The 11,935-nt window shown below is 72.1% G+C and carries 10 protein-coding genes; 4 read left to right on the plus strand and 6 right to left on the minus strand.

Translation table 11 applies throughout. The annotated features are described in order from the left end of the window. From CCN56_RS44915 to CCN56_RS26500, 3 genes are all read left to right on the plus strand, one after another. The coding region (locus tag CCN56_RS44915) for a helix-turn-helix domain-containing protein (RefSeq protein ID WP_143664631.1) at positions 1 to 591 on the plus strand (591 nt) is incomplete at its 5' end. A gap of 91 nt (positions 592 to 682) precedes the next feature. Continuing rightward, positions 683 to 1,372: an HAD family hydrolase gene (locus CCN56_RS26495; protein WP_086830485.1), complete on the plus strand. Its 690-nt coding sequence runs from the start codon at positions 683 to 685 to the stop codon at positions 1,370 to 1,372. Beyond that, positions 1,369 to 2,106 (plus strand): hypothetical protein, encoded by a 738-nt coding sequence (locus tag CCN56_RS26500; protein WP_086830486.1) that lies wholly within the window; start codon positions 1,369 to 1,371, stop codon positions 2,104 to 2,106. Before CCN56_RS26495 ends, CCN56_RS26500 begins: the two co-directional genes overlap by 4 nt. Before the next feature lie 6 nt (positions 2,107 to 2,112). Here CCN56_RS26500 and CCN56_RS26505 read toward each other — a convergent pair whose 3' ends face one another. From CCN56_RS26505 to CCN56_RS26525, 5 genes are all read right to left on the minus strand, one after another. Beyond that, positions 2,113 to 3,189, minus strand: coding sequence for a C40 family peptidase (locus CCN56_RS26505; protein WP_086830487.1), 1,077 nt, complete (start codon positions 3,187 to 3,189; stop codon positions 2,113 to 2,115). Positions 3,190 to 3,233: 44 nt separating this feature from the next. Then, positions 3,234 to 3,719 (minus strand): poly-gamma-glutamate biosynthesis protein PgsC/CapC, encoded by a 486-nt coding sequence (locus CCN56_RS26510; RefSeq protein WP_041133450.1) that lies wholly within the window; start codon positions 3,717 to 3,719, stop codon positions 3,234 to 3,236. Between the two features lie 49 nt (positions 3,720 to 3,768). Next, a complete protein-coding gene (gene pgsB, locus CCN56_RS26515; protein WP_086830488.1) occupies positions 3,769 to 5,265 on the minus strand; it encodes a poly-gamma-glutamate synthase PgsB in 1,497 nt (498 codons plus the stop codon). Between the two features lie 7 nt (positions 5,266 to 5,272). Next, positions 5,273 to 7,516 carry a HAMP domain-containing protein gene (locus tag CCN56_RS26520; protein ID WP_179199991.1) on the minus strand — a complete coding sequence of 748 codons (2,244 nt, stop codon included), beginning with the start codon at positions 7,514 to 7,516 and terminating at the stop codon, positions 5,273 to 5,275. 168 nt (positions 7,517 to 7,684) lie between these two features. Continuing rightward, the gene (locus CCN56_RS26525; protein WP_256962156.1) at positions 7,685 to 8,851 is read right to left on the minus strand and encodes a CapA family protein; all 1,167 of its coding nucleotides are present in this window, start codon (positions 8,849 to 8,851) and stop codon (positions 7,685 to 7,687) included. A 128-nt stretch (positions 8,852 to 8,979) separates the two neighbouring features. Here CCN56_RS26525 and CCN56_RS26530 point away from each other — a divergent pair, with 128 nt between their 5' ends. Next, positions 8,980 to 9,879: a hypothetical protein gene (locus CCN56_RS26530; protein WP_306300635.1), complete on the plus strand. Its 900-nt coding sequence runs from the start codon at positions 8,980 to 8,982 to the stop codon at positions 9,877 to 9,879. Here CCN56_RS26530 and CCN56_RS26535 read toward each other — a convergent pair. Beyond that, on the minus strand, positions 9,876 to 11,861 hold the full coding sequence (locus CCN56_RS26535; protein ID WP_086830493.1) for an ABC transporter ATP-binding protein: 1,986 nt from the start codon (positions 11,859 to 11,861) through the stop codon (positions 9,876 to 9,878). The two genes, CCN56_RS26530 and CCN56_RS26535, sit on opposite strands and share 4 nt — an antisense overlap. Between the last annotated feature and the right edge of the window lie 74 nt (positions 11,862 to 11,935).

Here is an 11,935-nt window from a genome sequence, read left to right on the forward strand (position 1 = left end):
AGCGCCCGGGCCCGGGCGCTCCGCCTCCTGGGCTTCGCCCCCGACCTCCCCGTCCACGTCGTCGCCGTACGCACCCGCCTCCCGCTCGACCGCGTCGGCACCCTGGTGTGCCCGGGCCGCCCGGTGAAGGCGGCCCCGCTCGCCGACGTGGGCGTCATCCTGGCCACCACCCTGGACCGTACGGGCTTCCCCGCAGGCGTACGAGCGGGCATCGGCGGCACCGAGAGCCCCGACCGCTCCTGGCGCCAGGCCCGTACGGCGCTCCGCTTCACCACCCCGCGCGAACCCGTCGTCCACCACGCGGACCTGGGCGCGCTGGCCCTCCTGGCGGACATCCCCGAGGACGCCGTACGGGACAACCCCGACGTGACCGCGATCGACCGCCTGTCCCCGGAGGACCTGGAGACGCTGGACACCTACTGCGCCACCGCCTCCGTCCGCCGCGCGGCCGAGCTCCTCCACCTCCACCACAGCAGCATCGCCCGCCGCCTCGACCACATCGGCAGGGCCCTCGCCCTGGACCTCACGGCCCCCACGGGCCTGACCCGCGCCCGGCTCGCCCTCACCACCTGGCGACTGCTCCACGGCTGAGCGGGCGGGCACGGCGGGAAAGTTCGTTGACGCCACCGGACGGGGCTGAAAGGCTGCCCGCGATCACGAACCGACCGCTCTCGGGGGAGAGATGTCCTACTTCAAAGCCGTGCTGTTCGACTGGGTCGGAACGCTCGTGGTCCCCAAGTGGGGTCCGATCGCCGGGAGACCGAGGGGCGCCCACTGGATCGAAGGCACCCTGCTCGGCCTCGGCCGCGAAGCCCCGGAGCCGGAGGTACGGCGGATCAGCGAGGCTCTGACCGAGGCGGGCGGACGGCCGGAGGTGGCAGCGGGCTGGTCCGACGTGTCCGCCGCCGCGCACCGCGAGGGCTACGACACCTGGGTGCGGGCCGCGGGGATCGACCCGGCCCTGGCCGACGCGCTGTACGCGACCCTCTCCGACCCCACCGGCAACCCGTTCGCGACGGACGTCGCACCCACCCTGGCGGAGCTGAAGGACGCCGGGGTCAAGGTGGCCGTCATCAGCGACATCCACGTCGACATCCGGCCCGCGTTCGAGAAGACCGGCCTGGACGCGTACGTCGACGGCTACGCCCTGTCCTTCGAACACGGCCTGTGCAAGCCCGACCCCGCCTTCTTCGGCGTGGCCCTGGAGCAGCTCGGGGTGCGCCCCGACGAGGCCCTCATGGTCGGCGACCGCTCCGGCCACGACGGCGGGGGCGTCGAAGCCGGTCTGCCGACCCTCCTCCTTCCGCCCCTGACCCAAACCGCCGAGGAACGGCTGCACCTGGTGCTCGGGGCCTGCGGGATCTCCCGATGACAGATCGACGGCCCCTCACCCACGACGCGTTCGTCGCCCTCGCCTCCGCCGACCCGGCGGTCCTCGGCCTCGTCCTCAAGGGGTCCCGGGCGCACGAGGGCATGACCACCGAGCACTCCGACCACGACCTGTACGTCGTCCTCGCCGAAGGCGTGCCGACGGACCTCACCCGCTACACCGGGCACCGCACCCGAGAGCTCGACCTCGTCCTCCTCACCCTCGCCGAGTTCCGGGCCCTGGGAATGCCGGGCTTCGAACGGTACGCGCTCGCCCGCGCCCGGGTCGTGCTCGACCGGCTCGACGGAGGCATCGCCCGGATCCTGGCCGCCAAGGCACGCCTCACCGCCGACGAGGCCTCCCGCGCCGCCGCCCGGTGGCTCGACGCCTACGCCAACTCCCTCTACCGCTCGCTCAAGAACGACAGGGACGGACACGGGCTCGCGGCCCGGCTCGACGCCGCCGACAGCATCGGCCACCTCCTCGAACTGCTCTTCGCCCTCGACCGCCGCCCCCGCCCCTACAACAAGTACCTGGAGTGGGAGCTCGCCCGGTACCCGCTGCCCGGCTGGGACACCGACGCGCTGCTCGACGCCGTGGCGCGCATCTCCGGATCGGGCGACGTCCCCGCCCAGCGGCGGCTCTTCGCCCGGGTCGAGACGGTGGCACGGCACCACGGACACGGCGCCGTGCTCGACGCCTGGGGCGAGGACCTGGAGCTGATGCGCGGCCGTTAGGGGGCGTCAGAGACGCTTCGCGCTGCGCAGCGTCTTGGCGTAGTAGCCGTTGCCGTCGAGGCGGGAGACACCGCCGATGTCACCGATGGTGGGCCCGTTGACCTCCTCGCGGCTGGAGACGAAGACCAGGTGCCCCTCGGTGTCGTGGCCGAGGACCATGCCGACGTGGTCGAGGCGCTGCCCGGTGCGCGTGTCGAGCTTGAAGAACACGAGGTCGCCCGGCTGCAGCTCGTCGATGGCGGAGGGACGGTTCTGCGCGGCGATGCCGGTCAGCGGCAGGATGTCCACGCCCTGATCGGACCGGGCCATGCCGTTCGCCGTGCGGGGCAGGCCGTCGCCGGACTTGTCCGAGGACATCAGCGGGTAGCGCGCGCGGAAGCCGAGCACCATGCGCATGAAGCCGGAGCAGTCGAGGGACCGGGCCCGTATGGCCTCAGGCCTGCCGACGACACCGTCCCGGAAGGGGTACGGGACGCCCAGGAAGTCGTAGAAGTCCGACTGCTCCAGGCGGAGGTCCCCGCCCTCGGCCCCGGTGGTGTTCAGCGGCCCGAAGTTCGCGTCACCCGCGACGACGCGGCCCTGCTCGTCCTTGCGCTGCGGCGCGCCCGCCACGTACTGGAAGGCGAACGCGAAGATGTCGTCCTCCTTGCTGTCCGCGTTCTCCGCGTACCAGTCCTTGAACCACTTCTCCTTCTCCGCGCCCTTGGCCCAGGGCTTCGGCATGAGCCGGATCCAGTCGGTCGTGGAGACCTTGGAGGCCGTGGAGGTCGGCTCGGCGAAGGTACGGGCCGGGCCCGTGAGCTTCGCGGTCCGCGCGCCGTCGGTCAGGACCGCCTCGATCTGGCCGTCGGCGCCGCGCAGCACACTGCGCGCGGGGTTCTCCAGGCGCGACCACTGCTCCGCAGCCGTGTTCCGGGCCGCGCCCGCCTTCCCGGTGCCGTTGAGGACGCCGACGTCGCGGACTTCGGTGACGCCCTGCTCCTCCTGCTTGCGCAGCTCCAGGGTGAGGTACCCGGAGGTCGCGACGAGCCCGAGCACGGCGAGGCCCGAGAGGAGCGTGCGTGACTTCTTCTTCCCTGCCATGGTTCTTCCTTGGTTCTCAGGCGGTGGCCGGCGGGCGGCGATGCTCAGGCGGCGGCGGGCATGACGCCGAGCAGCAGGCCGGCGGCGACGACGATGTAGGCGAGGAGCGAGACGGAGGCCGTCGCGAGGAGCGTGGGCCCCTTGGGCTGGCGGACCAGCTGGTAGGCGATGAGGCCGGGCACGATGAAGCCGAGGGTCTGGTTGCCGTACATCAGGGGGAACTCGATCGAGAGGACGATCATCACCGTCGCCTGGAGCAGCACCCCGAGCAGGACCACCGCGGCGAACAGCCGCTTGCCGTACAGGATCACGAGCCGCTGCATGAGCTTGGTGCCCGCGTACGTCAGCGCGGTGACGCCCACGACCATGGCCGCGCGCTGCAGGTCCTCGATGAGGGTGAGGGCGATCCAGCCCGGGGTGATCATCCCGCCGGGGGAGAGGTTGGTCGTGAGGTAGCACAGCAGGGAGAAGAGCAGGCCTATGGCGATGCCCAGGGCGGCCATCTCGGGGGTCAGGGCGGCGGTGGTCAACGGGGGCTCCGGGCGCGGTTACGGGGTGGTGAGGCGGGCGGTCGGCGGGTCAGGGACGAGGATGCGTTCGGTCGTCGTTCCCCCGCGGCTGGTGGAACCAGCCGAACGACTCCTCGGGTCCGGGCACGGCCCAGTCGTCGTCGGGGCCGCGACGGGCCTTGAGCACCACGGGCCCGGTATGCGTGTCGTCCGGCTGGAGCGGGATCCGGACCAGGGGGATCTCCTGGGTCTGGGAGGCCTGGTACCGCTCCTCCTGGGCCAGGGGGTACGAGGCGTACGGGTCCAGGCGCGGCGGCTGGGCGGGGCCCGTCGGCACCTGCTGCGGCCAGTCCTCGTCGGCGCCGGCGGGGTGGTCGACGGCGCTGTCGTCGGCCGGGAGTTCGGCGAGGTACTCGAGCAGTTCCTCGCCCTGGCCGTGGATGTTGCCGATGGCGACGAGCGAGGAGCCGTCGGGCATCCGGCCGAGCAGGGCCGGCATGAAGTCCTCGGCCGGGCGCCGGTCGCCGCCGAGGTCGACGGCCCGGTCCCGCCAGGCGGCGGGGATGGCGTCGATGGCGCTCTTCGCGGGGTGACCGATGACGAAGACGTTGTCCGGCCGCAGGTCCGGGATGATCTCGCCCATCTGCCCGTTGCGCTCGACGCGGTCGGGACGGCAGTTGATCACGACGTTCAGGGGGCGGCTGATGGCCCCGAGGTCGAGCAGCTGGTTGACGTTCATCAGGGTCGACTCGGGGTCGTTGGCCGCGAAGACGTTCGCGAAGGCGAGCCGCCGGTTGTCGGGCGTGACGTAGCGCTCCACCGAGAGGACACCGGGGTCCGGCGGCGCGTCGTACATGCCCTGCAGCGCGACCTCCCGGTCGATGCCGAGGAGCTCCGCGACGGCCAGGGCGATCGCGACGTTCTCCTTGAAGGTGAACCAGCTGAAGCCGCGCAGCTCGGCGTCGCTGACCGTCTCGGGGTCGGCGTAGACCAGTCGGCAGTTCCGGGCGTCCGCCTCCTCCTGGAGGATGTGGAAGCGCTCCTTCTCGGCGGTCACGCAGATGCCGCCCTCCGGCATCGAGCGGCACAGGGAACGGGCCACGTCGTCCAGGGTGGGGCCCATCTCGGCGAGGTGGTCCTCGCGCACGTTGCACAGGACGCCGATCGTGGAGCGGATCAGCTTGCTCTGGTTGACCTCCTGCAGCGCGGGCATGACGGCCATGCACTCGATGACGAGGGCGTGCGGCCGGTACGTGGCGGCCCGGCGCACGATGCCGATCTGCTCCACCACGTTGGCGATGCCGAACTTCCGGTAGACCGGCTCCTCGGTGGCGTCGGGGTGGATGAAGCGCGCCGCCGTACCCGTCGTCTTGGCGACGGTCACCAGACCACCGCCGCGCAGGGCCCCGGCGCAGAGCCGGGTGATGGAGGACTTGCCCCGGATGCCGTTGACCAGCACCCGGGTCGGGATGGTGTGGAGGGCGGCGTAGTGCCTGCGCTGTTCCACGATGCCCGCGATCAGCAGGAACACGCCGCTGATCAGCAGGACGAAGTAGAGGTAGAGCACGGCCTTGTCACCTTCCGCCGACGCCGGGCCGGGTCTCCGCGGACCGGCGCGCCTGGTTGTGTCTGTGGGCCTGCGCCTGCTGGCGCAGCAGTTCGAGGCTGCGGACGACGGCGCCCACCTCGTCCTGGTACCGGGGGTACAGCACGGTCTTGAGGTCGCCGTCCACGAGCTTCTCGGCACTGCCGGCGAGGGCGCGCAGCGGCCGGACGACCACCAGGTAGACCCAGCCGAGGCAGAAGATGATGGCGGCGAGCCCGAGCATTCCCGCGAGCACGCTGCGGTCCTCGCGCTCGTACGGGGCGATCTGGAAGCGCGAGGCGTCCTGCCGGCTGACGACCGTCCAGCCGATGTCGGCCGTGACGCCGCCGCCGGAGAACGGGGCCGCCGCGGCGACGGTGACCTTGTTCCCCTCGCGGATCAGCAGGCCGTTCTCCACGGGACCCGCGCCGACGCTCAGGCCGGCGGCCCGCACGAGGTCGGTCAGGGGGCCGTCGGGGAGTTCCTCGAAGGCGAGGAAGCCGTTGCCGGCGGCGACGGTCTGCCCGGCGGAGTCCACCACGCGGACGTCGCCGAGGCCGGGACGGGCGAGCAGCGAGTCGAGGAACTCCACCCGGATCTCGCCGACCAGGGTGCCGCCCTCCCGCCCCGGCACCGGAGCGCCGGCCTGGACGATCGGCTCCTTGCCGCCCTGTCCGGACACCCGGACCGGCGGCAGGTCCTTGCCGCCGCTCCAGTCGTGGGGGTCCGTACCCGCCTTCGCGGTGATGCCACCGGCGGCGTCGACGACGTACAGGGCCCGGTAGCGGGGGTGCTTGAGCAGCGCCTCGTCGAGGAGGCGGCCGGTGTCCTCGGCGTTCTCCTCGCCGATCAGACTCGCGGTGGAGACGAGGTCGGCCTGCGCCTCGTTGAGCGCCCTGCGCAGGCGGTCGGCGATCAGGTCCGTGCGGTCGCGCTGGTCGTTGACCATGGTGGCCGGCACGCTGACCGAATCGTCCGTGCGGTTCAGGAGCAGGCCGACGGGCACGCACCACAGGAGCAGCAGCGCCGCCGTCACCACCAGCGGACCGCGTCCGCCGACCAGGATCCGCCGGCGCGGGGCGCCGTCGGAGCCGCCGCCTTCACCGGCGAGCTGCCGGCGCAGGCGTTCGAGAGCGGCGCCGATGCGGGCGGCCTCTCCCCAGCGGGGCACGGTGACGGGCCGGGTCAGATCGCCGCGGGCGAGCCGGCGCGACTCCAGGAACAGCCGGAGCAGCGGCCGCTGCACGGTCGCCCAGAGGACGGTCACCGCGAGGAGCCCGAGCAGGACGAGGACGCCCGCCGCCGCCAGGCCGTACAGCTCGCGGCCCTGGTCGGAGGTCTTCTGCTCGACCACGGGCAGCAGGGCCACCACCGTGAGCCCGAGGCCGGCGGCCTGGCTCGGCTTGTTCTCCGGGTGGGAGGAGGCGAGCGAGGCGTAGCCCGCCGTGGCGATGCGGCCGTTGTACTCGCCGCCCAGGAGGGTGCCGCTGACGCCGGGGTAGCCCCGGGAGCCGGGCTCCTTCGCGCGCACGGGGTGCTCCTCGGTGCGCACGGCGGCCTGGTCGGCCAGGCGGGTCATCTGCTTGTGGAGGAACGTGAGCTCCTGGCGTTCCTGTTCGGAGTTGAGCGCCTCGGCCTGCTCGAAGCCGGCCGTGCCGAGGATCTCGCCGTTCTCGGCGACGACGGACATGGTGCGGAAGGGGCCGAGGTTGATGGCGGGCACGGACAGGCTGCTCGACGCCAGGAGCAGCTGCTGCGGCCGACCGGGCCAGTCCAGTACGGCCATGGTCATCAGACGCACGTCGCCGGTCTCGAGGCGCACCATGCGGGGCGTCAGGGCCTGCTTGCCGAGGAGGACGTCCTTGTCCAGCCACGAGAGGGGAATCGTCTCCCCGCGCGCGGCGAGGACGTCCCCGCTCTCCAGGTCGACGACGGTCGTGCCGGTCCACTTCTGGTAGGTCCGGCCCAGGTCCGAGAGGATCCGCTCGGGCTTCACCGGGCTGCCCGCGCTGAGCGCCGTGGCGGTCCGCTGCAGGTCGGTGATCCGCTCGTCGATCGAGGCGCGCAGCGCGATGGCTCCGTCCTCGGCGAAGTACTGCTGCGAGGACAGCACCGCCTCCGGCACGACCGTGTCCTTGCCGGGACCGAGCACCTTGGCCGTCAGACCGGCCAGGCCGAGGATCAGCACGCACAGGACCGCGATCGGCGGACGGATGCCGCCCAGGAGCGGCATGTCCGCACGCCTGCGGCTCCGGCGCCGCCCGCCTCGCACGCGGTACGCGGCATTACTCGATGTCACTGCTGCTCTTTCCTGATTCCTACGGCCCGCCGCACACGCGGGCCGCCGCTGACGCGGGCCCGGTCAGCCGTGGTGGTACAAACGCACGAGAGGGGAGGGCGTTCAGTAGTCCAGGGAGAGCTCGGCCAGGCCGTCGCCCCCCGGAGCCCCCCGGTTGAAGAGGAAGCCGCGGGTCCGTTCGGCGGCGAGGCGGTAGCGGGAGAGCCGGTCCGAAGCGATGCCGTCCGGATGGTCGAGCACGTGCTGGACGTCGACGAGCCGGTTGTCCACGACGGCGCCCTCGGGGAGCTTCTCACCGGGCTCGACGTCGGGCGGGATGTCCACCAGGGTGGGGCGGTAACGGGCGGACACGTCCCACCCGGACTCCGTCTCCCGGAACTCGAACCAGCCGATCGCCCCCTCCTCGGTCAGCCCCGTGGGCGACCCGTGGCGGGCGACCTGGTTGCCCAGGCCGAAGGCGACCCACTTGCCGTTGATCTTCTGGATCGGCTGCACCACGTGCGCGTGGTGGCCGATGATCAGGTTGATCCCGGTCTCCTTGGTGATCCGCTCGGCGAGCTGGAGCTGGGGGACGCTCGGCTCGTTGTAGTGCTCCAGGCCCCAGTGGAGCGAGAGGATCACCACTTCGGCGCCCTGCGCCCGGGCCCGCTTCTCGGCCTTCTCGATCTCGTCCGTGTCGATCCGGTTGAACGACCAGCGTTCCTTCGCGGGCGTCGGGTTGAGGAAGGACTCCCACGAGAAGGCCAGGTGTGCCACCTTGACGCCCTTGACGTCACGGATGTTGATCTTCTGTGCTTCCTCGGGCGTACGGGCCGAACCGGTGTGACCGAGCCCCGCCCTGTCCATCGCGTTCAGAGTGCTGCGGATGGCCTTCAGACCGTGGTCGTTGGTGTGGTTCGAGGCCGTCGAGCAGGTGTCGTAGCCCACGTCCTTCAAGGTCGTGAGGATCTGCGGCGGCACCAGGAACTCCGGATACCCCTGCCAGGGCCCCTTGGGGGAGCCCACGGGCGTCTCCATGTGACAGATGGCCAGGTCGGCCTTGCTGATCACCGGCTTCACCCCGGCCATCAGCGGGCCGAAGTCCAGTCCGGCGACCCCCTCGCCGGTCTTCTTCGCGTCCCGGGCACCCTGCTCCACCAGCTCCGGGTGGATGAGAACATCTCCTGCGGCGGCGACGGTGAACGAGCGCCCACCCGGCTTGATCTGCGGTTCCGCCGGGGTGGGCGCACAGCCGACGGTGAGGACGGCGAGGGCCGCCGTCACTGCCAGCGCACGACCTATGGGGAGAGAATCGCAGAATGTCACCGGCTGATCTTCACACGAGTCCCAAGATCGACTACGCTTCGGGCGTCACGAGATCATCACTTTTTCTTTACGCTCTCGCCGTCATCGGACTCGTGCTCTCCCTCGTCGGCTGCCATGACGCGGCGCGCGACCAGGAGGCGGCAGGGGATCCCGGTACCGGTGAGCTCGTGAACCTGGACGACCGGATCGTCGAGTACGCCGAGCAGGCCGGAGCCCACGACCCGTACACGCCCCCCAGCGCGGCCCAGCGGGAACGCCTCGCCCGGGGTGTCGGTCAGCTCCTCGACGGCGAGCGCGACAAGGCCGAGGAGAGCTTCGCCTCCGTCGGCTTCCAGGTGACCCGGCTCACCGACTCCGGCTTCGGCCGCCGCTACGACGAGGTCGCCGCGCGGAAGCCGGGCGCCGAGGCGCGATGGGGGCGGCTGTACGTCGCCGCCGACTCCGGCATCCGCTGGAGCGTCCAGGTGCCGCACCCGGTGGCCGACCGCGGCACCGAGTCCCTCGGCGCCCGGCTCCTGGAGAAGACGTCGGGCGGCGCCCTCGTCCTCGCCGGAGCCCACCGCACCTCCGGCCGGGGAGACGCGGCGGACGTCGCCCACCGCACCGACAGCGTCTTCCACACGATCGTCACGGAACTGCAGAAGCGCGGTGTTCCGGGCCTCCAGCTGCACGGCTTCGCCAAGGGACCGGACCGCCCCTACGACGCCATCCTCTCCACCGGCGCCGCGCAGACCGCACCCGAAGAGGCCGCGACCCTCGCCGCCCGCATGCAGGCGAGCGGCCTCCGCGTCTGCCGGGGCTGGGCCGACCGATGCCCCCTGGAAGGCACCACGAACGTCCAGGGGAAGTCGGCGGAGGGCCACCACGCGACCTTCATCCACGCCGAACTCGCCCCGGCGGCCCGGGCCGAGGACGGCAAGAAGGCCGCACAGGCCCGGACCGCCCTCTCCGACCTCCTCTTCGACTGGTCGAACATCCCCGCGGGACGCTAGCGCGAGGCCGTGTCCGGGCGCCCGGACTGTCCGGGGACGGCGGGGGCCAGGAACTGACGGGCCTGCAGGTTGTAGGCCTCCCGGAACGTCCCGGTGCCGCAGGCCGGGTCCATGAGCTCTTCGAACGTGCCGTGCTCGACGACCCGGCCCCGCTCCAGGACGTAGATGAGGTCCGCGTGGCGGACGCTGTGGAGCCGGTGGGTGATCAGGACGGTGGTCTGACCCGTACCGGCGAGCCGGTGGATCTGGTCGAAGACCCGCTGCTCGGCCACCGGGTCGAGGGCGCTGGTCGGCTCGTCGACGACCAGGATCTGCCCGTTCCGGTACCGCGCTCGTGCGAGGCCGATCTTCTGCCACTGCCCGCCGGAGATCTCCTGACCGCCCCGATAGCCGCGGGCAAGCAGCGTGTCCAGGCCTCGGGGCAGCTTCGCCACGACGTCGTCGGCGCCCGCGTAGGCCGCCGCGGCGTCGACGTCGCGGTCGTCGATCGCGCTGCCCGGCCGGCCGATCCCGATGTTCACCCTGGCGGTGAACGGCCACCGCTGGAAGTTCTGGGCGACCATCGCCACCCGGGAGAAGAGCCGGGCCCGACAGGCCTCGGCGGCGTCCACATCGCCCCACATCACCCGGCCGGTGTCGGGCATGTGCAGGCCGCACAGCAGCTTGGACACCGTGGTCTTGCCCGATCCGTTCGCCCCCACGAGGGCCACGGTCCTGCCGCGGGGGATGACCAGGTCCACCTCCCGCAACGACGGCTCCTCGGCCCCCTGGTAGGAGAAGGTGACCTTCTCGAAACGGATCGCGTCGAAGTCCTCCGGCAGGTCGAGGCCCACCTCGGGGATCGCCCGCCGCTCGGCCTCCGTGCACAGCCGCTCCAGGTCGGCGACGAAGAGGGACTCCTCCTGGATGTCGGTGACCCGCAGCACCAGGTCCGTGATGCTCGCCGACCCCGCCCGGATCGCGAGCACCGCGGTACCGCCGACCGCGAGGGCCATCTGCCCGTTCCACAGGAGCAGCCCGAGCACCGCGTACGCGGCGACCGTGGCCACGCCGCGCACCCCGTCCGCGAGCAGCCCCGTGCGGGCTCCCACCCACGCGAGCCGCGTCTGTTCGCGCTCGCTGGTCTCCGCCATGCCCCGGTAGTGCTCGAGCAGGAACGGCCCCACGTCGTGGACCCGGACCTCGCCCGCCGCCTGCTGGTCGATCAGGAGGCGCCTCAACAGCTGCCCGGCGCGCGCGTGCTGGACGAACCGGTGCCAGCTCTCGTACCGCGCCCGGGCCATCGTCAGGGATCCCCACGCGCTCGGCAGCGCCATCGCGACGAGGAGCGGCAGCAGCGCCACGTGCAGGACCGTCAGCACGCTCGCGGCGGCGATCAGGGAGATCGCCGAGGCGACCACGGCCGTGCAGTAGCCCACCATCCGCCGGGCCCCCTCGGATCCCCACTGCGCCGAGTCCATCAGCTTGTGGAAGGCGTCGTCCTCGATGGCGTCCATCTCCACCCGGGCGACGAGGCCCAGGTACCGCTCGGTGGCGACCCGTTGGACCTTCGGCTCCAGGATCCCCGTCGAGGCGGTCGACGCCGACTTGAGCAGCGAGGAGACGACCGCCGTCGCCGACACGGACACCAGCGACGGCAGGGCCGCCCGCAGCCGGTCGACCAGGACTCCCGACGCGAGGAGTTCGGTCAGCAGCGCGTTCACCGCCACCAGAGAGAACGCCTGCGCCACACCGCGGCCGATCTCGCTGACCGCCACCGTGTACAGGGCGCGGGGATCGGCCTGCCGGGCGAGGCGTACGGCGATGCCGACCTGCCGGGGAAAGCTCACGGCCATCCGCCACATGCTCAGCTTCACCCAGGTCCCGTTGTGCTGGCTCCAGCCCTGGTCGTAGGCGAGTTCACCGCCGAACAGCAACCGCTCGGACGCCGAGACGGTCTCCGCCGGGGCCGTGGACGCCGAGTCGTCCGAGGTGGTCGTCATGCCGACCACCTCGCATCCGGACGTGCCGGGCGGAACGGGACGGCGTGCCGACGAGGGTGCGGGGCGAGGGGCCG

This window comes from Streptomyces sp. NRRL B-24572, from assembly GCF_002156145.1.
Classification (GTDB): domain Bacteria; phylum Actinomycetota; class Actinomycetes; order Streptomycetales; family Streptomycetaceae; genus Streptomyces; species Streptomyces vietnamensis.

What these genes read in the sequence shown, in the direction of transcription:
- CCN56_RS26495 (WP_086830485.1), top strand. Translation starts at nt 683, where the DNA reads ATGTCCTACTTCAAAGCCGTGCTGTTCGACTGGGTCGGAACGCTCGTG.
- CCN56_RS26500 (WP_086830486.1), top strand. Translation starts at nt 1,369, where the DNA reads ATGACAGATCGACGGCCCCTCACCCACGACGCGTTCGTCGCCCTCGCC.
- CCN56_RS26505 (WP_086830487.1), bottom strand. Translation starts at nt 3,189, where the DNA reads ATGGCAGGGAAGAAGAAGTCACGCACGCTCCTCTCGGGCCTCGCCGTG.
- CCN56_RS26520 (WP_179199991.1), bottom strand. Translation starts at nt 7,516, where the DNA reads ATGCCGCTCCTGGGCGGCATCCGTCCGCCGATCGCGGTCCTGTGCGTG.
- CCN56_RS26535 (WP_086830493.1), bottom strand. Translation starts at nt 11,861, where the DNA reads ATGACGACCACCTCGGACGACTCGGCGTCCACGGCCCCGGCGGAGACC.